This is a genomic window from Streptomyces sp. NPDC093097 (genome assembly GCF_044754325.1).
Taxonomy (GTDB): Bacteria; Actinomycetota; Actinomycetes; order Streptomycetales; family Streptomycetaceae; genus Streptomyces.
On record NZ_JBIVOW010000001.1, the window covers coordinates 650,722 to 676,996 of the forward strand.

Below are 26,275 nucleotides of genomic sequence, written 5' to 3' on the forward strand. Positions count from 1 at the left end.
GGGCTCCTCATGGATGCGCTCTACACCGCCGTCGCCACCGCCAATGGCCGCGAGGGCCGGGCCGTCAGCTCCGATGGTCAGCTCGACCTCGCCCTGGCTATGCCGCCGGCCCTCGGTGGCGACGGCGCCGGCACCAACCCGGAACAGCTCTTCGCCGCCGGGTACGCCGCCTGCTTCGCCAGCGCGATGGCCCACGTCGGCCGCCAGATGAAGCTGGACACCAAGGACGTCTCGGTCACCGCCGAGGTCTCCCTCGGCAAGGACGGCACCGGCTTTGGTCTCGCCGTCGTCATGCGGGTCGAACTCCCGGACGCGCTGGCCGGTGAGGTCGGTCGGCAACTCGTCGAGGCGACGCACCAGTTCTGCCCGTACTCGAAGGCCACCCGCGGGAACATCGAGGTCGAGCTGGTCGTCGAGTAGCCGTTGCGGGCAGCTCTCCGCAATGCGCACGGCGCCGGTGTCGTCGGGGTGCGAGGGGTGACGCTTCGTGGCCGGCGGGGCGGGGTCGGGATCGGCGCCAGCCCTCGCCGGTCCCGGGGCGGGTGCCCCGTCCGCGAGCATGAAGTCCGTCACTCCCGGACGTCGCGGTGCTCCGCCCCACCCCGACATATCGGGCTTCCCGTGCCCTCTCCCGGGTCCCATCCGGAGGCTCTCTCCGGCTGACTCTTCCTTAGATCCGTCCCACTTGCTAAACAAGTCCGATCGGCGTTACTCGTCCGAATCGTCCGCGAGTGGTACAGGAAGCGCAGCATGACCGACCCCATCAGCCCCTCCGGCCCCACAACCGACATATCGCGCGTCTCCGGGATCTCCGACGACGGCGCGAGCGGGACCTTCGAGCTCGACTTCGCCGGTCACGAGGCACGGCGCCGGGCCGAGGTCCTCGCCGCCCTCGGAGACTCCTGGGACCCCGTCGAGGTGATGGCCGGCGAGGCGGAGGCCCAGCGGCTCCTCTACTCCGGCCTCGACGCCGACCAGCAGGCCACCTACGCCATGCTGGTCGCCGCCGGAGTGCTGCCGGCCGCCGGGCAGGGCTGAGCATGCTGCCACTCGACCCCACCGCCGACATCGGCCGCCGGGCCTGGGTTCCCTGCCCCCGTTGCCAGGACCACGAGGACTGCGGAACCTGCCGCGACGGGCGCACCTGTGGCGACCACTGGCGCTACCTGCTGTCCAACAAGGGCAGCCTGCTGCACCTCCAGTGCCCCACCTGCGCCCACCTCTGGGCCTGGGACTCCGGCTTCGGCGCCGGCGGCCGCCTCTGACGCGGGAGCCCGCCCAACCGGCGCCGCGCGCCGGGCAGTTCCATGCTCCGGGCCAGGGTCCAGCCAGTGGTTGACGGTTGGCCGGGCCCGGCCAGTGGTCGGCGGTTACTCGTCACCGGCGCCGGACCCGGTCGCCTCGCCACTGGCCTCGCCCCGTCGCCGGGCCACCGGCCACCCCGTCACAGGGCTAGGCGGCGCTCCGCCGCGCCTCCTCGTGTGCCACTTCCAGCGCCCGCTCCGCCGGAACGGCGCGATCCGGCCGTACGCCCACCCCCTCCCAGTTGGTGCCCGTCACCGCGTTCACCGTCCGCGCGGTCGGCACCGTGACCGTGATGTGCTCGGTCACCGGATGCCGGTCGGTCGGGTGCGCTCCGCCCCGGGTCGTCTCGCCGACGACCACCGCCCGCCCGTGCGCCTGGAGCGTGTACGCCACGTCCTCGCCGCCGGAGAACGTGGTGGGGCCGGTCAGTACGTACACCGGGCGGTCGAGGTAACGGGGCGCGGGCAGATGCGACGCCGTCCAGTACTGCCGGGTGGAGTCGGTGGCCCGCTGGTAGATGTCGTTGAGATGCACCTGGTCGTCAGGGAAGAAGTAGCTGCACCACAGGGCCGCGCCCTCGGGCGAGCCCCCGCGGCACTCCCGCAGGTCGAGCAGGAGCGCACGGGTGCAGGCGACCAGCTCCATCGCCGCGCCGATCGCCCGGCCGCCCTCGCCGGCGTCCGCGATCCGCCGGATGTCTATCCGGCCCACGCCCCCGTCCAACTGCTCCACCGCGCGGATGCCCTGGTGCTCGGCCCGCTGCAACGCGAGGAAGGCCGCCCGCCCCGCGTCGTCGTCCTCCGGCGCCATGGACTGCGGCTCGTCCTGCCACAGCAGCCTGAGGTGCCTGTCCGGACAGACCTCCTGGAGGTGCGCCGTCACCGCCGCGCACAGGCCCGGCCCGTCCAGCGCGTCGTACTCGCCCGCCGCCAGCCGTCCCCGCAGCGCCGACTCGATCTTCGCGGCCCGCTCAGGGAACACGTATCCGGCCACGATCCGGTCGAGTGCCTCCCCGACGATCCGGTCGTTCCGCACGGCGTCCGCCGCCCCAGGGGCCTTCGCCCCCAACGGACCCTCCTTTTCCCGTTCCTTTTCCCCCTCCGCCGCCCGCACATCAGCTGCCCCATCGCGCCGCATGGTCATCGACCGGTTCCTCTCCCCGCCCGGCCCGCGGTGGACCGGGAACGGCCGGTGAGCCTAGACGCCGAACGCGCCGCGCGCCGCGCTTTTTCCCGCGGCCGATGCGGACACCCGCGGTACCGCATCCGCCCCACACCCACACCCCGGCCCCCGCCTCCTGCTCTCCCTGGATTTTCGCCTGCGGCCCGCGCCCGCACGGCGTTAGCGTGCGAGGGCGCACCACCCCTGACCGGCGCCGGGCGCCCCGGGCACCCGCGGACGGCCCTGCCGCCCACACCCCCGACCGAGGAGCAGACCATGGAACCGCTCACGACACAGCGGGCACGATCACTCTGGCTGACGACCGAACCGCTGCACGCGGTCTGCTACTTCGACGACGGCTGCCGTGCCCTGGGCAAGGACCTGGGCCTCAAGGGCTTCTGGATGGGCTACTTCGTCACCCGCACCGCGCCGCTGGGCGCCGTCGAAGCCGCGGCCGCCACCGCCGTCCTCGGAGTCTTCGCGCCAGGCATGGTGGCCCGTACGCTCCCCGCGGCCTGGAGCATCGTGAGCCCCGCCCGCGCCCTCGACGAACGCCTCACCCGCGCCGCCCGCGCGCTCCGCGCCATAGACCCGGACCTGGACCGGTCCGCCACCGCACTCCTGCCCCACCTCCAGACGCTCGTCGACGCCGCGCCCGCCACCGCCCGCCCCCTCTTCGCCGCCAACCGCGCACTGTGCGACCGCGCCGACCCCGTGGAACAACTGTGGCAACTCACCACCGCGCTACGGGAGTTCCGGGGCGAGGCCCATCTGGCCGTGCTCGCCGACCAGGGCCTGGACGCCTGCGAGGCACTGGTGCTCGCCGCCGCCACCGGCCGGGTGCCCAAGGAAACGATGCGGGTGGACCGCGGCTGGACCGAGGAGGACTGGGAAGCCGCCGCCGACCGCCTGCGCTCCCGGAACCTCGTCGACGCCCACGGCAACGCGACCCCAGCCGGCCTGCGCGAACGCACCCGCATCGAGGAGGAGACGGACCGCCTGGCCGCCCGGCTGCTCCGCCCCCTCCCACCGGCGGAGGCCGACCATCTCCTGGAATTGCTGGCCCCCGTCGCCCACCGCGTCCTGGCCGCGGGCCTGCTGCCCTTCCCCAACCCCATCGGCCTGCCGCGCCCGGACACTCCGTAACGGCGCATCGCCCCACGCCGGGACCGTGCACCCCTGCTCGCCGCCGCGCCATGTGGTACCCCCTTCCGTCGCCGCAACGACCGCGCCGAGCCGCTGACTTCCGCACACTCCAGCTGATTTCGAAGGTAACTCTCCGCACTGACAGTCGACTTCCCCGAAAGAGGCGCTTCCGCCGCACTACGACGTGATTGTCGGTTGGGCTACGACGTGATTGTCATCTGGTGCTTCGATGAGTGCTTTGGAGTGTTTTGCAGCGACGGATCGGATCACCTCCGACGGAAGCGGCGTTGTCTGGGTATGGATCCGAGAGAATTGTGGGACCGCAACGCCGTACTGGCAGAAGCGTTTTGTCTTGGTGACGAACGTGTGCGGGAAGCGCAGGCCAGGCTTGACGAGGCGCAGGCCGACCGCTCTCGCGTACTGGCGGCGTTCGCGGTGACGGTGGGCAGCACGGGCGCGGTCGCCGGGCTGTTCGGGCTCAACGAGAGGGAAGTCCGGGTCGCCCGGCGCACGGTGGGCAAGGACGACGCCCGTGCCGTCGCCGAAGAGCTGCTGTCCACCGCCGTTCGTCCCTCGCCCAAGGAGCCGGACGAGCCCTCCCCGGCGCCCGACCACTCCACGGACCACTCGGCCCCGGCGTACTCCGCCCCGGCGCACGCTGCGCCGCCGTACAGCGCCCCGGCGTACACCGCGCCGGCGCAGCCGGCCGGCAACCGCCAGACCGCTCCGGCCGCCGGCGCCGCGCCGGACCAGAACTGGTCGCCCGCCATGGACGCGGTCCTGATCGGCAGTTGGCAGACCGGAGTGGACCTGCGTGAACTGGCCACCGAGTTCGGCCTCGACCTGTCCCGCCTGATGGCGCGGGCCCAACAGCTCTCCGCCCAGGGGCGTTTCTACCCCGGTCCCGCCGAACCCCACGCGGGCCGCCACCGCCGCGGTCCCGGCGAGACCCACGAGACCGAATACACCATCCCCGCCCAGCAGACGGCGTCCTGGAACTCCGCGCCCGCCGCCCACCACATGACGTCCGCCGCCTGGCACACCGGCGGGATGCCGCCCACCGATCCCATTGCCGATGTATCCAGCCTCACCTCCGACTGGGACAGTGCGCTCTCCCCTTGGGGCCCCCTCGCCCCCGCCGCCCATGAGGAGCCCGCGCCGACCCACCAGCCATGGGCCCAGTACCACCTCAGCTCTTGATGCCCCACGCACGAAATCGGTCTCGGTATCGCCTCTTGGCGACGGAATCCATGACATACCTAGCCTGAATATAGTGAAGTCGTTACTCTGACGGGCAGTCCCGCTGGGCTGCCCGGTCGCGTGCGCAGCCCCGGGCAGACCGGCAGCGAGCGCAGGGAGTCCAGGGAGCAATGACCGCGTCCATACCCGCCCCGGACCGCACCCTCGCCGAGACCGACCGCACCCGGCACCGCCGGCTCCGCGCGCAGGGCAGCCTCGACCGCGACGCACTCGACGCCATCCTGGCGGCCGGCTTCGTCTGCCACCTCGGCGTGACCGTGGACGGCACCGTGCGGGTGTTCCCCACCGTCTACGGCTCGGACGGCACCACCCTCTACTTCCACGGCTCGGTCGCCAGCCGCAGCCTGGTGTCCTCCCCGGGGGCGGACGTCTGCGTGACCGTCACCCATGTCGACGGCCTGGTGCTGGCCCGCTCCGTCTTCGAGCACAGCGTCAACTACCGCAGCGCGATGATCTACGGTGTGCCCCGCCTGATCACCGACGACGAGGAGAAGTTGGCGGGCCTGCGCTGCCTCACCGAGCAGTCCGCGCCCGGCCAGTGGCAGTACGTCCGCCGGCCCCACCGCAAGGAGCTCGCGGCCACGTCCCTGCTGGCCCTCGCCCTCGACGAGGCGTCGGTGAAGATCAGGACCGGTGCCCCCGACGACGGCGACGGACCGGACGCCCAACTGGGCCTGTGGGCCGGCGTCCTGCCGCTCCACACCACCTGGGGAGCGCCGCAGCCGGACCCCGTCCTGGAGGCGGACACTCCGGTGCCCCCGCACATCGCCGCCCGCACGGGCACGCCCGCCTCGTAACGGCGGCGCGGCGCCGCGGAGATCCGCCAGAAGCGCCCTAAGCGCCATGACCGTTGATCAGTTGCCGCGGAACGCCTTGCGCTTGTACCAGGCGATGATCAGCGCCGCCAGCCCGCTGACCACGATGAAGCCCATGGAGAGAAGGAACGCCGGCGAGGTGGGGGCCGACGCCCGCGCCCCCGCGACCGCGTAGGCCGCCGTGTTGGGGACGCTGCCCACCGCCGTGGCCAGGAGGTACGTGCCCCAGGGCATCCGGGAGACCGCCGCGGAGTAGTTCATGGCCGCGAACGGCAGCCCGGGGAGGAGCCGGATCACCAGCATCGAGCGGAAGCCGTGCTGACTCAACTGCCGGTCCGCGGCGGTCAGCCAGCGGTGGCGCAGCAGCGGCCGCAGCGCGTCCTGGCCGAGCAGCCGGCCGAGCCCGAACGCCAGCCCGGCGCCCAGCACCGTGCCGGTCAGCGAGGTGACCAGCCCCGCCTGGCTGCCGAAGAGCGCACCCGCGGCCAGGTTGAGGACCGGCCGCGGTACGAACGCGGTGGTGCACACCCCGTAGGCCAGTGTGAAGACCACCAGCGCTGTCGGGCCCGACAGCTGCGCCGGCAGCTCGCCGGTCAGCAGCCGCTGCGGATGCCACAGCAGCACCGTGGCCGCGGCGGTGACCAGGAGAAGCAGCAGGAGGGCCAGGCGTGACCAAGGGGAGAACAGCGCACGCGTGCAGCGCGCGGCGAGCCCGTCGGGCGGTGCGGCGGGGGCAGGCATCCCGGGAGCGTAACCGACGAGGGTGACGCGGGGTCGGAATCCGGGCCGCAGGGACATGAACAGGGGCATGGACCGGGAGCGGCGGTCACCGGCCTGAAAGGCCGTGACCAGCGGCGTTTGCCTGGACGACCGCCTGTGCTTCGAGGTCTGGACCCGCGTAAATGATTCGACGTCGGGCCGGTGCCCGGGCACCCTATGACGCATGTTCCGGCACGCCTTCCTTTCGATGCCGTCCGCGGTCGCCGTCACCGCCGCGGACGCGCCGAAGGCTGCCGCCGGACTCCTCGCCACGGCCCCGGCGATCGACGACACCGCAATCGCAGTCGGCGCGGCGGCCGTCGCCCTCGCTGCCGCAGCCGTCCCCGCAACCGCTCCCGTCGCCGCGGCCCGCACGGCCGCCGCCGCAGCGGACGGCGCGCGAAGCTGACCCTCTCCGGATCGTCCGGCGGACCCCGCAGGGGGAGGGTCGGAGCGGGCCAGGGGTCCCCACGGCGCCAAGTCGCCGTCAGCACCGCATTCCTGCGAGGAAGAACACCATGTCCGAGACGGCATACGTCCGGACCAAGCCGCATCTCAACATCGGCACGATGGGCCACGTCGACCACGGCAAGACCACCCTCACCGCCGCCATCACCAAGGTCCTCAGCGACCGGGGCAGCGGCACGTTCGTGCCGTTCGACCGCATCGACCGGGCCCCCGAGGAGGCCGCCCGCGGCATCACCATCACCCTTTCGCACGTCGAGTACGAGACCGACATCCGGCACTACGCCCACGTCGACATGCCCGGCCACGCCGATTTCATCAAGAACATGGTCACCGGCGCGACCCAGCTCGACGGCGCGATCCTCGTCGTCTCCGCGCTCGACGGGATCATGCCGCAGACCGCCGAACACGTCCTGCTCGCCAAGCAAGTGGGCGTCCGGCACATCGTCGTCGCGCTCAACAAGGCCGACGCGGGCGACCCCGAACTCACCGACCTGGTGGAGCTGGAGGTGCGCGAACTCCTCACCGCGCACGGCTACGACGGGGAGCACCTGCCCGTCGTCCGGGTCTCCGGGCTCCGCGCCCTGGAGGGCGACCCGCGCTGGACGGACGCGATCGGCGCGCTGCTGGACGCCGTGGACACCTACGTCCCGGTGCCCGAGCGCTATGTGGACGCCCCGTTCCTCCTCTCCGTGGAGAACGTGCTCACCATCACCGGGCGCGGCACCGTCGTCACCGGGGCCGTCGAACGCGGCACGGTGCGGTGCGGCGACCAGGTCGCCGTACTGGGCGGCGAGACGGTGCACACGGTCGTCACCGGGGTGGAGACCTTCGGCAAGCCCATGGAGGCCGCCCAGGCCGGGGACAACGTCGCGCTGCTGCTGCGCGGGCTGCACCGTGCGCAGGTGCGCCGCGGGGACGTGGTCGCGGCGCCCGGCAGCGTCACCCCGCGACGCCGCTTCACGGCCGAGGTGTACGTCCTCTCCGCCGAGGAGGGCGGCCGCCGCACCCCGCTGTCCACCGGCTACCGACCGCAGTTCTACCTCCGCACCGCGGACGTGGTCGGCACGCTGGACCTGGGGGAGCGGGCTGTGGCCCGCCCCGGCGAGACGGTGACCGCGGTGGTCGAACTGGGCCGCGCGGTCCCCGTGGAGCCGGGCCTCGGCTTCGCCATCCGCGAGGGGGGACGCACCGTCGGGGCCGGCACGGTACGCACCGTCGAGGAGTGAGCGGTGGGCCGTGGGGGCGGTGCCGCCCGCCGTTCACGGTGACGCGGTGAACGGGCGGGCATGAGCCCCGCCGGGGCCTGCCCGGCCGAATCCGGGCTGGGCGGGCCCCGGCTGGGCTGCTTCACTGAAGTCCGGCCTCGGCCCTGGTGCCCTCGGCTGCTTCACTGGAGTCGGACAAGGAAGTCCTGTGGGAGAAGCCTCAGTGGTCCCGGAAGTCCCATGGGAAGTCCCGTCCCGAAGTCTTGAGAGTCAGTGCGGTCCTGGCGAAGTCACCTGACGAGGAAGGCAACGCATGGCGCGGCGAACGGCGCTGGTACTCGGTGGCGGAGGATTCACCGGCATCGGCTGGGAGGTCGGCGTGCTGGCCGGTCTCGCGGAGGCGGGGGCCGACCTCTCGGACGCCGATGTCGTCATCGGCACCTCCGCCGGATCGATCGTCGGCGCGCAGCTCACCTCCGGTCGGTACCCGCTGGCGGAGCTGTACCGGAGCCAACTGGCCGCTCCCGACGGGCGGCCGGTCGCCCGTATGGGCACGGCGACCTTCGTGCGCTTCGCGGCCATCGCGCTGCGTTCCCGCGACGCGGTGTCGTTCGGTGCGCGGATGGGACGGCTCGCGCTGACGGCGCGCACCCTCGGCGAGGCGGACCACCGCGCGTCCATCGCCCGCACCCTGGGCGGGACCCTCGGCGCGGACGGCTGGCCCGACGGGCGGCTGAAGGTCACGGCGGTGCACTCGTCGACGGGGCGGCGGGCCGTGTTCGACGGCACGGGCGGCGTCCCGCTCCTCGACGCGGTGAGTGCCAGCTGCGCGGTGCCGGGTGTCTATCCGCCGGTCACCATCGACGGGACGCGCTGGGTCGACGGCGGTGTGCACTCCAGCGCCAACGCGGACCTGGCCGCGGGCTACGACCGGGTGGTGGTCATCGCCCCCGTCGCCGTCGGCGGCGGACCGATCGCCGCGCCGCGTACCCAGGGGGCACGGCTGGCCGGACAGGGCGCCCGGGTGTGCGTGATCACCCCGGACCGCCTGTCCAGGGCGGCTTTCGGCCGCAACGTCCTGGACCCGGCCAGGCGCCCGGACGCGGCCCGCGCGGGCCGGCGCCAGGCGGCCGCCCACGCCGAGGAGGTCCGCGCCCTCTGGAACGCGTGAGGTGCCGCAGGTGCTTCCCCGGCCCCGCCGCCGCACCGGTCCGCCCGCCCGTCACAATGGCAGGGTGCACAACGAACCACCGGCCGCTGACGAGTTCGCCACCCCGGCAGCGCACCAGGCCGATCCCGGACCGGCAGCCACCCCGCCCGAAGAACCGGTCCCCGTCACCCGTGCCGTCGACCACGGCACGGCCAAGCTCCTCCCGGACGTCGACCGGCCCCGTGCCTGGCTGCTCACGGTGGACGGTGCACCCCAGTCGTACGTCGACCTCGACGAACCCACCCACCTGGAGTTCGAGTACGTCCGCCGGCTCGCGCACGTCCTGGACGAGGCCGCGCCTGCGGGCGAGCCGCTGGACGTGCTGCACCTGGGCGGCGGCGCGCTGACCCTGCCCCGCTACCTCGCCGCGACCCGCCCGCACTCCCGGCAGGACGTGGTCGACGCCGACCGCGGTCTGCTCGCCCTGGTGACGGAGCATCTCCCGCTGCCCGCGGACTCCGGGATCCGGCTGCACGCGCAGGACGCCCGAGCGGCGCTGGAGGCGGCGCCGGAGGGCGGCGCCGACATGATCGTCGCGGACGTCTTCAGCGGTTCGCGCGTGCCCGCCCAGCTGACCTCCGTCGAGTACGCCCGCGCCGCCGCCCGCGCACTGCGCCCCCACGGCTGCTACGCCGCGAACCTCGCGGACAGCGCCCCGTTCGACTTCCTGCGCCGCCAACTCGCCAACTTCGCGGGGGTGTTCGCGCATCTCGCGCTGATCGCGGAACCGTCGGTCCTGCGCGGCCGCCGCTTCGGTAACGCCGTACTGCTCGCCTCGCAGGCGGAGCTGCCCCTCGCCGACCTGGCCCGCCGCGCGGCCGCCGACGCCTTCCCGGCCCGCGTCGAACACGGCGCACCGCTCCGCCGCCTGATCGCCGACGCTCGCCCCGTACCCGACACCGAGGCGCTTCCGTCTCCCGTCCCACCGGAGGGGACCTTCAGCGTCGGCTGAGCGCGCTCCGATCCGCTCGGGACTCGCTGCCCTGCCGCCCCGCTGCCTCCTTTCCTTTTCCGGCGACGATTACGGAGAGTGATTAGTTCCCTGCGTTGTGTGGGGAGGTGTCGGCCTGCGTCGAGGTGGGCGGGGGAGTGGGCTCGGGGGTGGTGGGGGCCGGCTGGCGGCGGGTGAGGCGTCGGACGTCGGGGACGCAGAGGACGGCGGCCGTCAGGAGCACGATGAGGCCGGCGCAGGACCACAGGGTGGCGGGGCGGCCGATCAGGTCCTGGGTCGGGCCGGCCAGCGACGTCGCCACCGGGACCAGCGCCAGCGAGCCGAGCCAGTCGTATGAGGAGACGCGGGAGAACTTCTCCTCGGGGATCTCCTGGTGGAGGGCCACCATCCAGGTCACCGCGAAGACTTCGACCGAGATACCGGCCCCGAACATGATCGCGGTGACCCAGCCGGCCGGCACCGGGACGGCGAGCGCGGCGGCCGGCAGGGCGAACGGGAAGACGCAGAGGGTGCCGACGAGCAGGATGCGGCGGGGCTTCAGGCGGGTCATCAGGAGGGCGCCGGCCGCGGTGCCGGCGCCGAAGGCGGCCAGTGCGATGCCCCAGGGGCCGGCGCCGCCCAGGTGGTCGTCGGCGACCAGCGGGCCGTAGACCGACTGCACCGAGACGAACATCGCGTTGACGATGGAGAACTGCACCACGATCGCCCAGAGCCACGGCCGGGATACGACCTCCCGCCAGCCGTCCCGCAGGTCGTGGAGGATCCCGCTGCTCGCGGTCCGCTCCGGGACGCCGCCGACGTCGAGGAACGCGCGCAGCGCCCCGGCCACGGCAAAGGCGGCGGAGTCCACCGCCAGTACCCAGCCCGGGCCGACGGTGGCCACCAGGGCGCCGCCGAGCGCGGCACCGCCGATGGTCGCGCCGTTGGCGCCGATGCGGAACACCGCGAAGGCGCGGCCGGCCTGCTCGCCGGAGACGCTGGCGAGCACCATGCCCTCGGCGGCCGGCGCGAAGAACGCCTGCCCGGTGCCGCCGATCGCCGCCAGCAGCGCCATCTCCCACAGGTTCGCCGTACCGGACAGGACGACCAGTGCGAACAGCCCCTGGGAGACGCAGTTGACGCTGTTCGCCGCGACCATCACCCGGTGCCGGGGAATGCGGTCGGCGACGGCTCCCCCGATCAGCAGGAACAGGACGAGCGGGAGCATGCGGGCGGCGGAGACCAGCCCGACGTCGGCGGCGGAGCCGCCCGCGTCGAGGACCGCGAACGAGGTGGCGATCGCCGCGCCGTTGCTGCCGAGGCCGGCGATCACGGTGGCGGCGCTGAGCAGGACGAAGTTGCGCCCCGCCCAGGCGGGTCGGCCCGGCATCAGGGACGGGGCCTTCGGCCCGGCGTCGACGGGGACGAGCCTGTCCTCAGTGGTGGGCGCGGTCGTGGGCAGGCGACGGAGTCGGCCGGTGCGGGAGGGGTTCGGTGTGCCGTCCGGTGCGGTCGGCATGTCTGCTGGGCTCGCCCCCGTCGCGTCATGGGAGACGACGATATGGGGCGCGGGAGAGGGCGGACACCTGGTTTTCGGCAGCGGGTGCCGGCCGGATTCCGGCAGGGGCGTCGGCCGGTGGGGGCGGGTCGCGGAGAGGTCGTCGGGGAGAGGTGGGCAGCCCTTCCCAGCTAAGCTACTGCTAGGTAACATGTCGTCATGTCCTCAGAGTCCCTGCCGTCGATCGGCGACATGATGGCGGCATCCGTGCCGATGGTCCGCACCCTGAACCTCGAGTTCACCGAGACCACCGCCGAGCGCGCCGTGGTCCGCATGCCCGACCAGCCCGACTTCCACAACCACGTCGGCGGCCCGCACGCCGGCGCGATGTTCACGCTCGCCGAGTCGGCGAGCGGCGCGATCGTGATGTCGGCGTTCGGTGATCAGCTCGGCCGCGCGGTGCCGTTGGCCGTGGGTGCCGAGATCGGTTACAAGAAGCTCGCCATGGGGGCGGTCACCGCCACCGCCGAGCTGGGCCGCCCCGTGTCCGAGGTGATCGCCGAGCTGGACGCCGGGGAGCGCCCGGAGTTCCCGGTGAAGGTGGAGATCACCCGCGACAAGGACGGTGCGGTCACGGGCGAGATGACGATCGTGTGGACACTGCGCCCCAACCAGTGACACGGGTGAGCAAGCGGTCGCGCCAAGTGACCCGCTCCCGGTGACGGGCGGGAGGGCGGTGGGAGCGGAAGGTTCCGTTCCCACCGCCCTCCGCATTTCCGCCCATGTCCTGCATCCTGGGATGTACCCGCACGCGAGCGGAATCGTCGTCCGGCTGACGCGATCGAGTACGCTTCCCGGACGCGCTCATCGGGCGCGTCAGGGGAACGACCGACCGGCGCAGACGGCGCCGGGCAGCGGCCCACGGGGGCCCTACATCAGCGGAGGAAGCGGCCTTGCACATCCAGGAGTGGCTGGCGACGGTACCCGCCGTGAGCGTCTACCTCCTCGTGGGGTTGGTCATCGGCCTGGAGAGCGTGGGCATTCCGCTTCCGGGCGAGATCGTCCTCGTCAGCGCATCGATCCTGGCCGCGACCCAGGACCACATCAACCCCTTCGTGCTGGGCGCGTGCGCCTCGGCGGGCGCGATCGTGGGCGACTCCATCGGTTACATGATCGGGCGCAAGGGCGGTAAGCCGCTGCTGGCCTGGGCCGGCCGGAAGTTCCCCAAGCACTTCGGGCCGGACCATGTCGCCATGGCCGAGGCGAAGTTCGACAAGTGGGGCATGTGGGCCGTCTTCTTCGGTCGCTTCATCGCGCTGCTGCGCATCTTCGCGGGGCCGCTGGCCGGCGTGCTGAAGATGCCGTACTGGAAGTTCCTGATCGCCAACGTCCTCGGCGGCATCATCTGGGCCGGCGGTACCACCGCGTTGATCTACACGGTCGGCATCGTCGCCGAGCCCTGGCTCAAGCGCTTCTCGCTCTGGGGCCTGGTCGCCGCGGCGCTGTTCGGCATCGGGTCGTTCCTGCTGATGAGGCACCGGGCGAAGAAGGCCGCGGCGGCGCGCAAGGCCGCGCAGGCCCCGATGGCCGCGTCCACGACGGACTGAGTCCACGGCGGCGACGGGCGCGTTCCGCGGCCCACGACCGACGACGAACGAGATGGTCCGGGCGTCCTCAGCAGAGGATGCCCGGACCATCTCGTGTATCAGCCGTATGCGGCAGCCGTCTTCCTCCGCCGTCTTCGGCAACCTCCTCCGGCAGACGTTCCGTTCGGTGGCAGGTCCTCAAAGGGCTGCGCATCCCTGGCGTCAGGGCATCCGCCACGTATCCGGGCCTCCGCTGCGCCACTTGATGACGTCGGCGTCGTCCCAGGCGAACGGCGTGGGGAAGCCGGCCCGGCGCAGCAGGGCGGCCACGTCGCCGGGGCGCAGCGCGCGGCCGAGATCCGTTCCGTGCAGCGTGACGCGGCGGCCGCCGGTGGACGGCGGATGCACGATGACGGGGGCGTGCTGCATGCCTCCAGCATGCGACGGGCCCGGTGTCCCCGCATCCGGACCGGAGTTGCCGCGTCACGCACGGTGCCGGGGCGCGGGCCGGCTGCTGTTCCGTGTGCGTCCGTGGTCGGGAACGGCGACGGCGTCCCTCATGAACCCGCGCGGAGGCGGGAGAAGAACGGCCGGCGGCGGGGCCGGCGGTGTCGCGTCGCCACCAGCGTGGTGCACCGGGGGTGGGCGCGCGGTGCGGGCTGCCGGTGCGGAGGCCGTGGCGCCGCCCGGCCAGCAGGGTGCGGGCGCCTGTGACGAACAGCGGATCGCCGATCAACTGCTTGGCGGCCAGCCCGATGGCGACCCGGGCGACGGCGTCCGGGCGGTCCGCGGTGCGTTCTTCGAGGACGGCCCGGGCCGGCAGGCTCTTGCCCACTCCGGCCGGTCCGGTGAGGGTGATCGGCGCGGGCCCGTCCAGCAGTCCGGCCGGCTGCTCGTGTTCCCTCGCCCGCCCCACTACGCCGGGCAGCGGCCCGTGATCGGCCCACGCGGTCATCGGGCATCCCCCACCGCGGCACTGCGCCGCGTACTTCCACAAGAGCGATCCACGATGTCGGAACCGACCGGCGGGTACACAGTGGATGGCTTCATCGTTGGGGGGAATCGGGTCCGGCGCGTTTGACGTGGGCGTTCGTCTTGCTGGTGACACGGAACGGTAAACCCCAGGTCACGGTGGACGGGGGCGGCGTCGGGCCGTTGACGGGGCGATCTTAGAGTGATGCCTTTCGACCGGTTGCGCGGTGCACCGTGCTGCCCGGCCGGCCCCAAGTGCCTGAGGAGAACGTCCCGATGAAGTCCCTGCGCGTCAGAGCTGCGGTGAGTGTGGTGGCCCTGGGGTTGCTGGCCGGATGCGGCGGGCCGGGCCAGGACGTCGTCGACGCGTCGAACGTGCCGAAGCTGCGGGCCCGTGCCGCGGGCGCCGTCGACGGCAAGCCGCGGACGGTGCTGCCGCAGGGGCCCCGCTCGGTGTTCACCACCTACCGCGCGACCGGGACCGACGGCACCCGCGTGGTGCACACCCGGTGGCACGGCCGGGTCTCCGGCTACACCGGAGACGTCTGGGCCTGGGTGCCGCCGCAGTACAACCAGGCCAAGTACGCCCGGAGCGGCTTCCCGGTGCTGATCGCGCTGCCCGGCGCCTGGGGGTACCCCTCCAATTACTGGGCGGACGCGCCGTTCGCACTGGAGGAGCGGGTCGCGCAGTGGGCGAGCCAGGGCAAGACGCTGCCGTTCATCCTGGTGATGCCGGTGCTCAATCCGCGCAAGACGTACTACGACGGCAGCGACATACCGGGGCAGCCGAAGATGGGGAGTTGGCTGACCCGGGACGTGCCGGAGTTCGCCCGGGCCAACTTCCGCACCTTCGCCTCGCGGGACGGTTGGGCCTTCATGGGGTCCTCCTCGGGTGGGTTCGCGGCGTTGAAGGCGGTGCTCAAGGAGCCGGAGCGGTTCAAGGCGGCGATCGTCAACGGTCCCGACACCGCGCCGGATTCGCCGCTGTGGAACGGGCACCCGGCGGAGAAGCTGGCCAACGACCCCCGGCATCTGGCGCGGCAACTGGCCGCGCGCGGCGGGCCGCAGGTCTACCTCTCCTTCGAACTCGGCAGCAAGGAGGACGCGGTGCCCGATGTGAAGCGCTTCTTCAGCGGCTATACCGACGGGGCCCGCGGCCCGATCCACTCCAGGCTCTTCGAGATACCCGACGGCGTGCACAGCGGACACACCTATATCCAGCGCATGGCCGACTCCCTGAACTGGATCAGCGAGCAGATGCAGGGGCCGGTGGCGGCGCCGTCGGTCTGACGGCCCGTCCGGTCGCCGAACCGGCGGGTGGTGGGGTGGCGTTCGACGGTGTGGTGGCCGGCCGTCCTCCGGACGCTCCGGGATCCCCCGTCGCCGCCGTGGGATTCCCCGTCACCGGATCGCTTTCGCCCATGACGTCCCGCACCGCTGATCCGGGCTGCGAACCGGCCGGCGTATGGGGCTCGTCACGGTGCGGCTCGGGATGCTAACGGACCGTCAGGAAGTGGTTCGACCGGTTGCGTACCGTGTGGGCGTCGCGAACCAATGACCCCAATGCGAACCCCTGTTGAATCTCCGTCAGATGTCAGAACGTTACAGATCACTGTTGGACTTCGGCCGATGGCGTGATGCTAAGATCATCGCACTTGCCAACCGGGTAGTCACCTGCTATGGCAAAAGAGAATTCCGCGCATTGGCCTGAGAAAATCGCCACCCCGGGGAGAGCTATGCCATTATCCGGGCCTTCAGAGGCTTTCTCACAAGCGACCGTGCGCGGCTGTTCGTCTGTTGTCTGGGGCCGCGCGTGAGCGTCCACACGGCAGCCGGGCATTCGGCACCTGGTGGCTTCGTCGTCCGAAGAGAGACTTATGACGCAATACTTCCAGGATCCAGCACTGTGGGCATTGGTCGCTGGTACACCTGTCGCCGCAACCGCGATTATTCGTGGTCGGAAAAAGATTTCGGAGCTGAAACAAGAAAAGCTTGAGCTGAAGCAGCACTACGTTCAGCTCGAAGAGCACTACTCGGAGGCCGTGGAGGAGGCCAAGGAACGCGCCGAGGAATCCACCAAGAATACTCTGAAGACCGCCATGCGGACCCTCCAGGGCCTGGCGAGCGAGCAGCAGCTGACGATCTCCAAAATCCAGGAGACGTATGGCGAGCACCAAATCCTTCAGGATCTGCTCGACATCGACCATATGAACTCGCAGTTCGCGCGAAGGGCTCAGTCCATCGCGGTTCTCTGCGACGGATGGCTCGGTCGTCGTCGGCACGACGCCTCGCTCTACGATGTGGTCCGCAGCGCCAAGGGCCGTATCCGCCATTTCACTCGGGTCGAGATCCGGTCGCAGAGTAATTTCGCCATCGTGAGCCGGGCCGTGGAACCGGTGGCCCTGGTCCTGGCCGAACTGCTGGACAACGCCACCAGTTACTCCGCGCCGGAAACGATGATCGAGATCAACATCCGCCCGGTACCCAAGGGCGTATGCATCATCGTCGACGACGCCGGTGTCGGCATGAACGAGGAGGAGAAGGCCCGCGCCGGTCAGCTGCTTTCCAGCGGCCATTCAGCCAGCGTCTCCAGCCTCGGCAACCCGCCGCAGTTCGGATTCACCGTCATCGGTGTGCTCGCCGCCCGCTACGGCTTCACGGTGTCGGTCGACTCCACCTCGCCGTACGGCGGTGTGCGCGCGGTCGTCCTGCTCCCCGATGAGTTGCTCACGTCCCTGCACGAACCTGAGGAGGGTCCTGCCGTGGCCGCGTCCACTCCGTTGCCGCCCGAGAATCCTCCTGGTCAGCAGGGTGCCGCAATGCCGGGACGGCATCGCGCCCCGGCCGCCCCGGGCTACGGCGACGAGGGCACCGGTGCCCCGACGGCGAACGAGACGACCGCCGGCGGTCTGCCCAAGCGTCGCCGCCGCGGTGCGATATCGATCGTGCCGTCGGCGCCCGAGAGCACCCCCACTCCGGCTCGCGACAGCGCCCGGACCGCGTCCGTGATGGGCGCATTCCAGCGCGGTACGCAATCGGGCCGTCGTTCCACCCAAGCAAGCAGTGAAGGGCATGAGGTTCCGTGAACTACGATCTGTCGTGGATGCTTGACAGTGCTCTGGAATTGCCTGAAGCGCAGCACGCCATCCTCGTTTCCGCAGACGGTCTCCTTATGGCTCGTTCCAAGGAGGTCGGCCGGGACCACGCCGACACCGTGGCCGCCGCGATGAGCGGTATGCAGTCGCTGAGCCGCACGGTCTCCGATTTCTGCAACAACCCCGGTGCCGGCGCCGCCCGTCCGCAGTGGCGGCAGACGCTGGTGGAATTCGACCACGGCTGGGTCTTCCTCATCTCGGCCGGTGAGGGTGCCTATCTCGCGGTCTCGGCGTCGCCCGAGGTCGACATGGCAGAGATCACGTTCCGGATGCAGCAGCTGGTTGGTCAGCTGGGCAAGGCGCTGACCAGCCCTCCGCGTGAGAGGGCCGATATTCAGCCATGACTAACGACGACGAGCCGGAACTGGTACACGAGGCAGCGGAATTAGTACGGCCGTACGTCATCACCAACGGCCGGGACCTCGTCAACGACAGCGCCTTGTCGCTGCTGACGTTGGTCACCGTCGCTCAGGAACCACCCCGGACCACGCCGCTCGACCCGGAGAAGCAGCGCCTGTTGGAGCTGTGTGCCGGGGGTTTCCTGTCGATCGCCGAGATAGCCGGGCACACCGGTCTGCCGGTGGGCGTCGTCAAAATTCTCGTGTCCGATCTCACGGAGGAGGGCCATCTCTATGCGCGCGCGCCCATCCCCAGCGCTCAGCTTGTCGAACGGCAAATCCTTGAGGAGGTGCTGAATGGGCTCCAGGCTCGCTTCGGATGATGGCGTGTACCTACGGAACTCCGTGCAGACGGCGGCGAAGATCCTGGTCGTCGGGCACTTCGCAGTGGGTAAGACGACGTTCATCGGAACCATGTCGGAGATTCCTCCGCTGCGTACCGAAGAGGTCATGACGCAGGCCAGCGCGGGAATTGACGATCTCCGTGCGGTGCCGGGGAAGACCACCACGACGGTCGCGATGGACTTCGGCCGCTTGACGCTGAGCGAGCGGCTGGTCCTGTACCTGTTCGGAACTCCCGGGCAGCAGCGTTTCGTTCAGGTGTGGGAGGACATGACGCGCGGGGCGCTCGGGGCCTTGATCCTCGTCGACCCGGAGCGCCTTGAGGAGTCCTTCCCTGTCATGGACCTGGTGGAGCAGTACGGCATCCCGTACGCCATCGCCGTGAACCGCTTCGACGGGACTCCGTCGCATTCGGCCGAGGAGATCCGGGAGGCGCTCGACCTGCTCCCGGAGACGCCGGTCGTCAATTGCGATGCGCGTGACCAGAAGTCGTCGGCCGATTGCCTGATCACGCTGGTCCGTTATCTCCAGTCCCGTCTCAACTAGGAGTTGATCCATGCAGTCAAATTCGGAATTCCAGACTCCGCCGCCAGGTTGTCCGGCACATGCCGATGGCATACGGACGTCCTTGCACGGGGCGGAATTCGCCGCCGCTCCGCACACGGTCTACGACCGGATGCGGCAGTACGGCCCGACCGCACCGGTCGAACTGGCCCCCGGCGTGGAGGCGGATCTCGTCACCGACTACGGGGCGGCACTCCAGATCCTTCAGAACCCGGACATGTTCGCCCGTGACCCGCGCCGCTGGCGCGCGCTCAACGAGGGCCGGGTGCCCATGGACAGCCCCGTGCTGCCCATGCTGATGTACCGGCCGAACGCCATGTTCTCGGACGGGGCCACGCATCTGCGGCTGCGTCAGGTGGTCACCGACAGCCTCGCCAAGGTCGACATGCACCGGGTCAGCCGGCATGTGGACCGGGTCGCGGCGTACCTCGTCGACCAGTTCAGCATCCGCGGCAAGGCCGATCTGATCAGCGACTTCGCGCAGGTGGTGCCGCTGCTGGTCTTCAACGACCTGTTCGGCTGCCCCGCGGAGCTCGGTGACCGGCTGATCGTCGCGATCTCCAGCCTGTTCGACGGCATCGACGTGGAGCGGGCCAACGAGGAGATGGCCGGGGCGCTCTTCGAACTGGTCGCGCTGAAGCGGGCGCTGCCGGAGGACGACATGACGTCCTGGATGATGCAGCACCCCGCCCAGCTGTCGGACGAGGAGATGGTGCACCAGCTGGCACTGCTCATCGGGGCCGGTACCGAGCCGGTGCAGAACATCATCGGCAGTTCGCTGCGACTGCTGCTGTCGGAGGAGCAGTTCGCCGACGGCCAGCACGGTGCGGGTGTCCTGGTGGAGGACGCCATCAACGAGGTGCTCTGGAACAGCCCGCCGATCTCCAACTACGCCACCCACTACCCGGTCCGGGACGTGGAGGTCTCCGGGCACAAACTGCCCGCGGGCTCGCCGGTCCTGATCAGCTTCGCGGCGGCCAACGCCGATCCGAGCCTGTCCGCCACCCGGCAGACCATCAGCAAGCGGGCGCACCTGGCGTGGGGCGCCGGCCCGCACGCCTGCCCGGCCAAGGACCCGGCGCTGCTGATCTCCGTCCGGGCGATCGAGAAGCTGCTCAACACCCTGCCCGACATCGAACTGGGCGTTCCGCTCGACTCGTTGACCTGGCGTCCCGGCCCGTTCCACCGGGCGCTCAACGCGCTGCCGGCGCGGTTCACCCCAGTGCGGTCGGACCGGCGCCCGTCGGCCGCGTACGCGGCGCAGGACGGTGCCGAATCCGGTGGGCCCGGCCAGGACCCGAGCAGGCGTAAGAGGAGCGGTTGGTGGAGCGGATTCCTGAACTGGTGGAAGGTGTGAGCTTTGCGACAGCACAGATTTTCTTTGGCCGCATGAACGTTCCCTCGGAGGGGTATGCAGCGCTGGCGATTACTGTGTGATCCTCCTGGAAAGGGAGTCGCCCGTGGAGCCCGCCCTGGCTGCCGTATCTGTAGACCGACGCAGTGTGGTCACGCTTTTTTCTCGACTGCGATCGGCACGAGGACAGACAAATCCATTGCCGTTCTACACGAAACTCCGGGCCATGGGGGAAATGGTTCCGGCACCGTGGGGCGGGCACTTGGCGACCTCTTACCGACTCTGCCACCAGGTGTTGCGCAGTCGGGACTGGCGCGTTCCCGACCGGGCCTGGCGGGAGTCCCAGACCGACGCGGCACGCTGGCACGCGCCCGCCTCACGGCAGATGGGCGCCACGATGCCGATGCTCAACCCGCCGCATCACACCCAGGTGCGGCGGCCGTTGGGAAATGTCTTCGACCGGAACTCGCTGGAGGAAATGCGGCATTCGGTCGAAAAGAACACCGAGCGGCTCATGGACCGCTTCATCGATGAACTCCGGGACGGTCCCGCCGACTTCTGTGCATTGGTCGGTGACGAACTGCCGGTGATGACCATCGGTGAATGGCTCGGATTGCCGTCCGCGGACTACCCGTTGCTCCGTTCGCTCACCCATGACCAGGTGCACACCCAAGAACTCTTTCCCTCGCCCAGTCAGCTTGCGATATCCGACGCCGCCACTGCGCGTTTGCGCGAATACTTCACCGACCTGATCCGCGAGCGCCGAAAATCGCCGGGCGACGACCCCGTCTCCTCCTGGCTTCGCATGTGGGATGAATTCGAGGCCGATCAGGAGGCCGCCGACGAGGCCGTCTTCGCCCTCGCCCTCTTCATGGTCCTGGCGGCCCTGGAGACCACCTCGCACCTGCTGACGACCATGGGGTGGCTCCTCCTCTCGCATCCCGAGCAGTTGGCGTGGCTGCGCGCCAACCCCGAGCTCATGCCGGGCGCGATCGACGAGACACTGCGCTACGACGCCCCGATCCACATGATCAGCCGCATCGCCCCCGAGGACACCGAGCTGGCCGGAGTGCCCGTCCCCAAGGGCGAGATGGTGCAGCTGATGGTCGGAGCCGCGCATCACGACCCGGAGCAGTACGTCGCCCCCGAGGTCTTCGACATCCGACGCAAGACCGCCCACCTCAGCTTCGGCGGCGGCATCCACTACTGCCTCGGCAACGCGCTGGCCCGTATGGAGGCCGAGTGCGTGTTCACCTCGCTGCTGCGGCGCCTGCCCACCGAGGAACTCCACGTGGCCGGCACGCCCACCTGGCAGCCGCGAGTGGCCTTCCGCCGGCTCGGCGAACTCCCGGTCGTCCGTGCCTGACGAGGGCATCCCCTTCACAGGCAGTGTGGCTCAACGAACAAGGAACGGCATGACGCACGACTTCAAGACTCTGCTCGTCACGCACGAGGGACCCGTGCTGCGGGTCCGGCTCAACACCCCCGATACCGGCAACGCCGTCTCCGGGCTGATGCTGGACGAACTCCTCGCCGTGTTCGGCGCGTTGGACGACGACACCGACATACGGGTGCTGGTCCTCTCCGGTGAGGGCGACGACTTCTGCCTGGGCGGCGACCGCAGCGAGTTCCCGGAGCTGCTCGCACAGGACGCCGGCGGACTGGCGCTCAGAGCCCTCGGCAACAAGGCCCGCCGGGTGTGCGACGCCCTGGCGACCACGGACGTGGTGACCGTCGCCCGGCTGCACGGCGGGGTGGTCGGGGCCGGAGTGGGCCTGGCGCTCTTCTGCGACCTGCGGGCGGGGGCCGACACCACGCGCTTCCGGCTGCCGGAGCTCGGCCTCGGGGTACCGCCCGCCTGGGGCGGCATCATGCCCCGTCTGCTGCACGAGGTGGGCGCCGCCAAGGTCCGCGAACTGATCCTGACCGCACGCAACTTCGACGCCGCGACGGCCAAGGAGCTCTCGCTCCTGCACACCGTCGTCCCGGAGGCGGAGCTGGACGCGGCCCTCGCGCGTTGGATCAAGCCGCTGGTCCGCCGCTCGCCCACGGCGCTGCGCACCGCCAAGCTCATGCTGAACGCCTATGGGAAGGCGAACCAGCTCGCGGACGCCTCACTCTTCGACGCGGAGCTGCTCTCGTCCGCGCTGAGCGTCGCGCAGCACACCCGGCGGGGCTGATCCCCGTACCGACACAGGGGGAAAGCCACCCGCCGGTGCGGCCCTGACCAGGCCGCACCGCCGGTGAGAAGGGACCGCCAGTCCTCGGTGCGGTCGGTCCGCCCGGTCTCCGCAGTGACCGGGACCGCCGTACGGTCCGGGCCGTCGGCTCCAGATACACCGCGGCGTCGAGCGTGAGGGACTTCCGCTCCTCCGCGGTCGGTTCACGCTTGACCTCGGCCGGAACGCCGGCGACCAGCGAGCCCGGCGGCATCCGCAGGCCCTGCGGGACCAGCGCCTGGGCCGCGAGCAGCGAACCCGCGCCGATCTGCGCGCCGTTGAGCACTGTGGCGCCCATGCCCACCAGCACGTCGTCCTCGACGGTGCAACCGCGCAGCACGGCGTACTACCAGACGCCCGCACCGGCGGCCGGCGTGACGTCGCCGACGATCACGGAGGTGGGTGCGGGGTACGCCCCCGGGTGGGGCGAAGATCACAGCCCGGTGCGCGTTCGGCGGCCCGACGTGCTGAGTACCGTGTGCGGGTGCCGATAAACCAGAACGTGTTCTCGTCCCTGACGGCCTGGCGGCGCCGGGCGGTGTCGCGCGCCGTCCACCGCGGGGCGCGGTGGGTGCGTCGGGCCGCGGCGGTGACGGCCGAGTGCCCGGGTCCGTACCGCTTCCGCCGGATCGGCACCGGTACCCGGCTGGCGTTCCCGCAGGGCACGGTCTTCGGCGACCCCTGGATCGAGTTGGGGGAGCACTGCATCATCGGCCAGGACGTCACCCTCACCGCGGGCATGATGCCGGATCTGGACCTGGGCCCGGAACCGATCCTGACGCTGGGCGACGGCGTGGTGCTGGGCCGCGGCACCCATGTGATCGCGGACGTCCGGCTGACCATAGGCGACGACTGCTTCTTCGGCCCCGGGGTCTACGTCACCACCACCAACCACAGTTACGACGATCCCGAGACGCCGGTCGGGAAGCAGTGGCCGCGAACGGCCCCGGTCGTCATCGGGCCGGGCGGCTGGATCGGCACCGGGGCGGTCATCCTGCCCGGGGCGCGGCTGGGGCGGAACGTGGTGGTGGCGGCCGGGTCGGTGGTCCGCGGGGAGGTCCCGGACCATGCGGTGGTGGCGGGGGCGCCCGCCAGGATCGTCCGCCGCTGGGAGCCCGGCGAGGGCTGGCAGCCGCCGCTGCGGACGCCGGCGCCGGTACCGATCCCGGAGGGCGTCACCCCGGAGCAGCTGCTGGCCCTGGGGGAGTGGGAGAAGGCGGAAGGGTAGGCCGCCCCGTACCCCCGTCAGCCGTGGGCCGCCAGCAGGACCGAGCCGAGCAGGGCGCAGCAGGCCCCGGCGGTCTGCACGGCGCGCATCCGCTCCTTGAGGACGCCGAGCGCGGCCAGCGTCGTGACGACCGGGTACAAGGAGGCCAGCACCGCCGCCAAGGTGACCGGTCCGTTGTGGGCGGCGACGGAGTAGGTGCCGTTGGCGGCGACATCGGCGATGCCGACGAAGGCGAGCGCGGGGAGCGCCGCGCGGAGGACGGGCATCCCGCCCTCGGGCAGCGCCGGGGTGCCGCGCCGCACCGTCGCGTACAGCGCGGCACCGCCGACCGCCACGTTGCACACCCGCTGGACGAACAGGGCCAGGAAGAGCCCGGTCACGGTGGTGGACGCGGCCGCGATCAGCGCCATCACCGCACCGAAGCCCAGTGCCGAGACGATGGTGAGCACGATCGTCCGGCTCTCCACGGACGCCCCGCCGAACCGGGGCCCACCCGCCAGCAGGACGCCGATCACCGCGACGACCATGCCGACGGCCTGGAGGAGACCCGGCCGTTCGCCCGCGACGAAGCCGACGCCGAGCGGGACGAGGACGGTGCCGAGCGAACCGAGCGGGGAGACCACGCCCATCGGGCCGAGGGCCAGCGCCCGGTAGAAGCAGAGCATTGCGGCGGGGCCGACGACGCCGGCCGCGACCGCGAACCACAGCTGAGGCCCGGCCTCCCGCCAGCCGCCGGTGGCCAGCACGACGGCGCCCAGTGCGACGGCCGCCAGGGTCTGCGAGACCACCACCACGGTCAGGGCGTGCAGGCGCCGGGTGAGCAGTCCGCCGCCGAAGTCGGCGAGCCCCCACAGGAGGCTGGTGGCCAGGGCGAAGGCCGCGGTCATGGTGAATCCTCGCAGTACAGTGGAAAGAACGCTGAAGTACACCACACCGTAGTCCAACATGCTGAACTGCGATAGCAAAAATATTGACCTATCCCCTCCTGACTTGGACGGACCGTGACGGATCTCGACCAGCTCACCCAGGCGCTCGCCCGCAACCTCAAGCACTGGCGCGCCGAACGCGGCTACACCCTCGATGCGCTGGCGGCCCGCGCCGGCGTCAGCCGCGGCATGATCATCCAGATCGAGCAGGCCCGCACGAACCCGAGCGTGGGCACCACCGTCAAGATCGCCGACGCGCTCGGGGTCAGCATCACCACGCTCCTCGACTACGAACAGGGCCCCCAGGTGCGGATCGTGGCACCGGGCGAGGCGGTCCGGATGTGGTCGACCGAGGCCGGCAGCCACACCATGCTCCTGGTCGGCGGTCAGGCACCGGGCCCGTTCGAGATGTGGGACTGGCGGCTGATGCCCGGCGACGAGAGCACCTCCGACCAGCATCTGCCGGGCACCGTCGAGCTGCTCCACGTCCGCTCCGGCACCCTCACGCTGCTCGTCGACGGCACCCCGCACGAGGTGGTCGCCGGGGCCTCGGCCACCTTCGAGGCCAAGGTTCCGCACGGCTACCGCAACGACGGCGCGGAACCGGTGGAGATGACCATGGCGGTGATCATTCCGGCGGCCCGCTGACCCCGTCGCCACTGCTAACTTGGCGGTATGCCCGTGCCGATGGACGCCTTCGACGACGTCCGGCCCGCCACTGCGTGCCTGGACCTGCTGACCGACCCCGTGGCCGCCGCCCTGCGCGACTGGCGCGGCTCCGTCCCCGTGGAGGAGGTCCGCTTCGTCGACACCGACCCGGCCATCGCGGACACCGAATCCCTCGTCGCCCACTACGGCGACTGGCTGCTGGAGCAGTCCGCGAACTGCGTCGTGGTGGCCGGCAAGCGCGCCGGCGAGGTCACGCTGGCCGCCTGCGTCGTCCTGTCCACCACCCGCGTCGACGTCAACGGCGTGGTCCGCCGCCATCTCGGCGCCCGCAAGGCGTCGTTCGCCCCCATGGACACCGCGGTCGGCGAGAGCGGCATGGAGTACGGCGGCATCACCCCGATCGGCCTGCCCGCGGCCTGGCCGCTGCTGGTGGACGCCGCGGTCGCCGACACCCCCTACGCCCTGATCGGCAGCGGCCGCCGCCGCGGCAAGCTCATCCTGCCCGGCAAGGCACTGGCCGAACTACCGGGCGCCACGGTCCTGGAGGGGCTGGGCGTCGGCTGAGGCGTGTCTTCAAACCGGCGGTGTTCCGCCGGTGGCCGTGCCAGGCGCCGTACGGCAGGCGTCGGTTCGAAGGCGCCCCCCCAGGACCCGCCCGGCCCCGCCGGACAGGCCCCACCGCACCCCGCGTTCACCCCAGACGGGGAATCTCGATCGCCGGGCAGCGGTCCATCACCATGGCGAGCCCGGCCGCGCGGGTGCGGTGCCAGGCGTCGTCGTCGGTGACGCCCAGCTGGAACCAGACGGCCTTGGCGCCGATGGCCACGGCCCGGTCGGCGACGTCTCCGGCCAGGTCGCTGCGGACGAACACGTCGACGACGTCGACGGGGAAGGGGACCGCGTCGAGCGAGGCGTACCCCTTCTCGCCGTGCACGGTCTCGGCCTTGGGGTGCACGGGGACGATGCGCTTGCCGTAGCCCTGGAGCACTTCCGCGACGTGGTAGGCGGCGCGCTCCTGGTTCGCGGACAGCCCCACGATCGCCCAGGTGTCCCCGAGCTCGGTGAGGATCTGGCGGATGGTCGCCTGGTCGTCGTGCATGCGGG

The 26,275-nt window shown here is 71.3% G+C and carries 29 protein-coding genes and 1 pseudogene; 23 read left to right on the plus strand and 7 right to left on the minus strand.

The window, feature by feature from the left end:
- Positions 1-9: 9 nt before the first annotated feature.
- The 3 genes from ACIQE0_RS02710 (at position 10) to ACIQE0_RS02720 (ending at position 1,265) form a co-directional block, all read left to right on the plus strand.
- Positions 10-420, plus strand: a complete 411-nt coding sequence (locus ACIQE0_RS02710) for an organic hydroperoxide resistance protein (protein ID WP_402328543.1) — start codon at positions 10-12, stop codon at positions 418-420.
- Positions 421-750: 330 nt separating this feature from the next.
- Complete coding sequence (locus ACIQE0_RS02715) at positions 751-1,038, plus strand: DUF6400 family protein (protein ID WP_366332845.1); 288 nt, start codon at positions 751-753, stop codon at positions 1,036-1,038.
- Between the two features lie 2 nt (positions 1,039-1,040).
- On the plus strand, positions 1,041-1,265 hold the full coding sequence (locus ACIQE0_RS02720; RefSeq protein ID WP_366332843.1) for a hypothetical protein: 225 nt from the start codon (positions 1,041-1,043) through the stop codon (positions 1,263-1,265).
- Between the two features lie 187 nt (positions 1,266-1,452).
- Here the strand turns inward: ACIQE0_RS02720 and ACIQE0_RS02725 are convergent, their stop codons facing one another.
- Positions 1,453-2,373, minus strand: coding sequence for a S41 family peptidase (locus tag ACIQE0_RS02725; protein WP_402328546.1), 921 nt, complete (start codon positions 2,371-2,373; stop codon positions 1,453-1,455).
- A 369-nt stretch (positions 2,374-2,742) separates the two neighbouring features.
- Here ACIQE0_RS02725 and ACIQE0_RS02730 point away from each other — a divergent pair, with 369 nt between their 5' ends.
- The 3 genes from ACIQE0_RS02730 (at position 2,743) to ACIQE0_RS02740 (ending at position 5,669) form a co-directional block, all read left to right on the plus strand.
- Positions 2,743-3,612, plus strand: coding sequence for a hypothetical protein (locus ACIQE0_RS02730; protein ID WP_402328548.1), 870 nt, complete (start codon positions 2,743-2,745; stop codon positions 3,610-3,612).
- Positions 3,613-3,978: 366 nt separating this feature from the next.
- Entirely contained in the window at positions 3,979-4,812 is an 834-nt protein-coding gene (locus ACIQE0_RS02735; RefSeq protein ID WP_402328550.1) for a hypothetical protein, read from the plus strand.
- A 170-nt stretch (positions 4,813-4,982) separates the two neighbouring features.
- Entirely contained in the window at positions 4,983-5,669 is a 687-nt protein-coding gene (locus ACIQE0_RS02740; protein ID WP_402328552.1) for a pyridoxamine 5'-phosphate oxidase family protein, read from the plus strand.
- 57 nt (positions 5,670-5,726) lie between these two features.
- Here the strand turns inward: ACIQE0_RS02740 and ACIQE0_RS02745 are convergent, their stop codons facing one another.
- Positions 5,727-6,428 carry a TVP38/TMEM64 family protein gene (locus tag ACIQE0_RS02745; RefSeq protein ID WP_402328554.1) on the minus strand — a complete coding sequence of 234 codons (702 nt, stop codon included), beginning with the start codon at positions 6,426-6,428 and terminating at the stop codon, positions 5,727-5,729.
- 202 nt (positions 6,429-6,630) lie between these two features.
- Here ACIQE0_RS02745 and ACIQE0_RS02750 point away from each other — a divergent pair, with 202 nt between their 5' ends.
- The 4 genes from ACIQE0_RS02750 (at position 6,631) to ACIQE0_RS02765 (ending at position 10,281) form a co-directional block, all read left to right on the plus strand.
- Complete coding sequence (locus tag ACIQE0_RS02750; protein ID WP_366332831.1) at positions 6,631-6,855, plus strand: hypothetical protein; 225 nt, start codon at positions 6,631-6,633, stop codon at positions 6,853-6,855.
- 109 nt (positions 6,856-6,964) lie between these two features.
- Positions 6,965-8,140 (plus strand): elongation factor Tu, encoded by a 1,176-nt coding sequence (gene tuf, locus ACIQE0_RS02755; protein ID WP_402328556.1) that lies wholly within the window; start codon positions 6,965-6,967, stop codon positions 8,138-8,140.
- 292 nt (positions 8,141-8,432) lie between these two features.
- Positions 8,433-9,290, plus strand: coding sequence for a patatin-like phospholipase family protein (locus ACIQE0_RS02760; protein ID WP_402328558.1), 858 nt, complete (start codon positions 8,433-8,435; stop codon positions 9,288-9,290).
- 64 nt (positions 9,291-9,354) lie between these two features.
- Entirely contained in the window at positions 9,355-10,281 is a 927-nt protein-coding gene (locus ACIQE0_RS02765; RefSeq protein WP_402328560.1) for a spermidine synthase, read from the plus strand.
- An 82-nt stretch (positions 10,282-10,363) separates the two neighbouring features.
- Here the strand turns inward: ACIQE0_RS02765 and ACIQE0_RS02770 are convergent, their stop codons facing one another.
- Positions 10,364-11,650 carry an MFS transporter gene (locus tag ACIQE0_RS02770; protein WP_402328648.1) on the minus strand — a complete coding sequence of 429 codons (1,287 nt, stop codon included), beginning with the start codon at positions 11,648-11,650 and terminating at the stop codon, positions 10,364-10,366.
- Between the two features lie 327 nt (positions 11,651-11,977).
- Between ACIQE0_RS02770 and ACIQE0_RS02775 the strand changes: the two genes are divergently transcribed.
- Together ACIQE0_RS02775 and ACIQE0_RS02780 are read left to right on the plus strand one after the other, a co-directional pair.
- A complete protein-coding gene (locus ACIQE0_RS02775) occupies positions 11,978-12,436 on the plus strand; it encodes a DUF4442 domain-containing protein (RefSeq protein WP_366332823.1) in 459 nt (152 codons plus the stop codon).
- A 275-nt stretch (positions 12,437-12,711) separates the two neighbouring features.
- On the plus strand, positions 12,712-13,365 hold the full coding sequence (locus ACIQE0_RS02780; RefSeq protein ID WP_366332821.1) for a DedA family protein: 654 nt from the start codon (positions 12,712-12,714) through the stop codon (positions 13,363-13,365).
- A gap of 201 nt (positions 13,366-13,566) precedes the next feature.
- On the opposite strand, the gene ACIQE0_RS02785 is transcribed toward ACIQE0_RS02780, so the two are convergent.
- Complete coding sequence (locus ACIQE0_RS02785) at positions 13,567-13,773, minus strand: hypothetical protein (RefSeq protein ID WP_402328562.1); 207 nt, start codon at positions 13,771-13,773, stop codon at positions 13,567-13,569.
- Positions 13,774-14,592: 819 nt separating this feature from the next.
- Between ACIQE0_RS02785 and ACIQE0_RS02790 the strand changes: the two genes are divergently transcribed.
- The 8 genes from ACIQE0_RS02790 (at position 14,593) to ACIQE0_RS02825 (ending at position 22,309) form a co-directional block, all read left to right on the plus strand.
- Entirely contained in the window at positions 14,593-15,606 is a 1,014-nt protein-coding gene (locus ACIQE0_RS02790; RefSeq protein ID WP_366332817.1) for an alpha/beta hydrolase-fold protein, read from the plus strand.
- A gap of 587 nt (positions 15,607-16,193) precedes the next feature.
- Positions 16,194-17,402, plus strand: coding sequence for an ATP-binding protein (locus tag ACIQE0_RS02795; RefSeq protein ID WP_366332815.1), 1,209 nt, complete (start codon positions 16,194-16,196; stop codon positions 17,400-17,402).
- Positions 17,399-17,815, plus strand: coding sequence for a roadblock/LC7 domain-containing protein (locus ACIQE0_RS02800; protein ID WP_366332812.1), 417 nt, complete (start codon positions 17,399-17,401; stop codon positions 17,813-17,815). The genes ACIQE0_RS02795 and ACIQE0_RS02800 overlap by 4 nt, the downstream gene beginning before the upstream one ends.
- Positions 17,812-18,192: a DUF742 domain-containing protein gene (locus ACIQE0_RS02805; protein WP_366332810.1), complete on the plus strand. Its 381-nt coding sequence runs from the start codon at positions 17,812-17,814 to the stop codon at positions 18,190-18,192. The genes ACIQE0_RS02800 and ACIQE0_RS02805 overlap by 4 nt, the downstream gene beginning before the upstream one ends.
- On the plus strand, positions 18,167-18,757 hold the full coding sequence (locus ACIQE0_RS02810; protein ID WP_366332809.1) for an ATP/GTP-binding protein: 591 nt from the start codon (positions 18,167-18,169) through the stop codon (positions 18,755-18,757). The genes ACIQE0_RS02805 and ACIQE0_RS02810 overlap by 26 nt, the downstream gene beginning before the upstream one ends.
- Positions 18,758-18,767: 10 nt before the next feature.
- On the plus strand, positions 18,768-20,132 hold the full coding sequence (locus ACIQE0_RS02815; protein ID WP_366332808.1) for a cytochrome P450: 1,365 nt from the start codon (positions 18,768-18,770) through the stop codon (positions 20,130-20,132).
- 289 nt (positions 20,133-20,421) lie between these two features.
- Complete coding sequence (locus ACIQE0_RS02820; protein ID WP_402328566.1) at positions 20,422-21,495, plus strand: cytochrome P450; 1,074 nt, start codon at positions 20,422-20,424, stop codon at positions 21,493-21,495.
- Positions 21,496-21,544: 49 nt separating this feature from the next.
- Entirely contained in the window at positions 21,545-22,309 is a 765-nt protein-coding gene (locus ACIQE0_RS02825; protein WP_366332804.1) for an enoyl-CoA hydratase/isomerase family protein, read from the plus strand.
- Between the two features lie 148 nt (positions 22,310-22,457).
- On the opposite strand, the pseudogene ACIQE0_RS02830 reads toward ACIQE0_RS02825, so the two are convergent.
- A pseudogene (locus ACIQE0_RS02830) lies at positions 22,458-22,742 on the minus strand (gamma carbonic anhydrase family protein); the annotation flags it as partial.
- An 84-nt stretch (positions 22,743-22,826) separates the two neighbouring features.
- On the opposite strand from ACIQE0_RS02830, the gene ACIQE0_RS02835 reads away from it, so the two are divergent.
- Positions 22,827-23,576 carry an acyltransferase gene (locus ACIQE0_RS02835; RefSeq protein WP_402328568.1) on the plus strand — a complete coding sequence of 250 codons (750 nt, stop codon included), beginning with the start codon at positions 22,827-22,829 and terminating at the stop codon, positions 23,574-23,576.
- Positions 23,577-23,593: 17 nt separating this feature from the next.
- Here the strand turns inward: ACIQE0_RS02835 and ACIQE0_RS02840 are convergent, their stop codons facing one another.
- Positions 23,594-24,463, minus strand: coding sequence for an EamA family transporter (locus ACIQE0_RS02840; RefSeq protein ID WP_402328570.1), 870 nt, complete (start codon positions 24,461-24,463; stop codon positions 23,594-23,596).
- A 114-nt stretch (positions 24,464-24,577) separates the two neighbouring features.
- Here ACIQE0_RS02840 and ACIQE0_RS02845 point away from each other — a divergent pair, with 114 nt between their 5' ends.
- Both ACIQE0_RS02845 and ACIQE0_RS02850 read left to right on the plus strand, forming a co-directional pair.
- Positions 24,578-25,150 carry an XRE family transcriptional regulator gene (locus tag ACIQE0_RS02845; RefSeq protein ID WP_366332798.1) on the plus strand — a complete coding sequence of 191 codons (573 nt, stop codon included), beginning with the start codon at positions 24,578-24,580 and terminating at the stop codon, positions 25,148-25,150.
- A gap of 27 nt (positions 25,151-25,177) precedes the next feature.
- Positions 25,178-25,735, plus strand: coding sequence for a YbaK/EbsC family protein (locus ACIQE0_RS02850; RefSeq protein ID WP_402328572.1), 558 nt, complete (start codon positions 25,178-25,180; stop codon positions 25,733-25,735).
- Between the two features lie 127 nt (positions 25,736-25,862).
- Here ACIQE0_RS02850 and ACIQE0_RS02855 read toward each other — a convergent pair whose 3' ends face one another.
- Positions 25,863-26,270, minus strand: coding sequence for a CoA-binding protein (locus tag ACIQE0_RS02855; protein WP_366332794.1), 408 nt, complete (start codon positions 26,268-26,270; stop codon positions 25,863-25,865).
- Between the last annotated feature and the right edge of the window lie 5 nt (positions 26,271-26,275).

Excerpts from the sequence above, each read along its gene's own strand:
- ACIQE0_RS02790 (WP_366332817.1), top strand. The coding sequence starts at position 14,593 with ATGAAGTCCCTGCGCGTCAGAGCTGCGGTGAGTGTGGTGGCCCTGGGG.
- tuf (WP_402328556.1), top strand. The coding sequence starts at position 6,965 with ATGTCCGAGACGGCATACGTCCGGACCAAGCCGCATCTCAACATCGGC.
- ACIQE0_RS02805 (WP_366332810.1), top strand. The coding sequence starts at position 17,812 with ATGACTAACGACGACGAGCCGGAACTGGTACACGAGGCAGCGGAATTA.
- ACIQE0_RS02785 (WP_402328562.1), bottom strand. The coding sequence starts at position 13,773 with ATGCAGCACGCCCCCGTCATCGTGCATCCGCCGTCCACCGGCGGCCGC.
- ACIQE0_RS02760 (WP_402328558.1), top strand. The coding sequence starts at position 8,433 with ATGGCGCGGCGAACGGCGCTGGTACTCGGTGGCGGAGGATTCACCGGC.
- ACIQE0_RS02855 (WP_366332794.1), bottom strand. The coding sequence starts at position 26,270 with ATGCACGACGACCAGGCGACCATCCGCCAGATCCTCACCGAGCTCGGG.
- ACIQE0_RS02775 (WP_366332823.1), top strand. The coding sequence starts at position 11,978 with ATGTCCTCAGAGTCCCTGCCGTCGATCGGCGACATGATGGCGGCATCC.
- ACIQE0_RS02730 (WP_402328548.1), top strand. The coding sequence starts at position 2,743 with ATGGAACCGCTCACGACACAGCGGGCACGATCACTCTGGCTGACGACC.
- ACIQE0_RS02745 (WP_402328554.1), bottom strand. The coding sequence starts at position 6,428 with ATGCCTGCCCCCGCCGCACCGCCCGACGGGCTCGCCGCGCGCTGCACG.
- ACIQE0_RS02850 (WP_402328572.1), top strand. The coding sequence starts at position 25,178 with ATGCCCGTGCCGATGGACGCCTTCGACGACGTCCGGCCCGCCACTGCG.
- ACIQE0_RS02720 (WP_366332843.1), top strand. The coding sequence starts at position 1,041 with ATGCTGCCACTCGACCCCACCGCCGACATCGGCCGCCGGGCCTGGGTT.
- ACIQE0_RS02770 (WP_402328648.1), bottom strand. The coding sequence starts at position 11,650 with ATGCCGGGCCGACCCGCCTGGGCGGGGCGCAACTTCGTCCTGCTCAGC.
- ACIQE0_RS02750 (WP_366332831.1), top strand. The coding sequence starts at position 6,631 with ATGTTCCGGCACGCCTTCCTTTCGATGCCGTCCGCGGTCGCCGTCACC.
- ACIQE0_RS02825 (WP_366332804.1), top strand. The coding sequence starts at position 21,545 with ATGACGCACGACTTCAAGACTCTGCTCGTCACGCACGAGGGACCCGTG.
- ACIQE0_RS02740 (WP_402328552.1), top strand. The coding sequence starts at position 4,983 with ATGACCGCGTCCATACCCGCCCCGGACCGCACCCTCGCCGAGACCGAC.
- ACIQE0_RS02810 (WP_366332809.1), top strand. The coding sequence starts at position 18,167 with ATGGGCTCCAGGCTCGCTTCGGATGATGGCGTGTACCTACGGAACTCC.
- ACIQE0_RS02815 (WP_366332808.1), top strand. The coding sequence starts at position 18,768 with ATGCAGTCAAATTCGGAATTCCAGACTCCGCCGCCAGGTTGTCCGGCA.
- ACIQE0_RS02795 (WP_366332815.1), top strand. The coding sequence starts at position 16,194 with ATGACGCAATACTTCCAGGATCCAGCACTGTGGGCATTGGTCGCTGGT.
- ACIQE0_RS02710 (WP_402328543.1), top strand. The coding sequence starts at position 10 with ATGGATGCGCTCTACACCGCCGTCGCCACCGCCAATGGCCGCGAGGGC.
- ACIQE0_RS02715 (WP_366332845.1), top strand. The coding sequence starts at position 751 with ATGACCGACCCCATCAGCCCCTCCGGCCCCACAACCGACATATCGCGC.
- ACIQE0_RS02840 (WP_402328570.1), bottom strand. The coding sequence starts at position 24,463 with ATGACCGCGGCCTTCGCCCTGGCCACCAGCCTCCTGTGGGGGCTCGCC.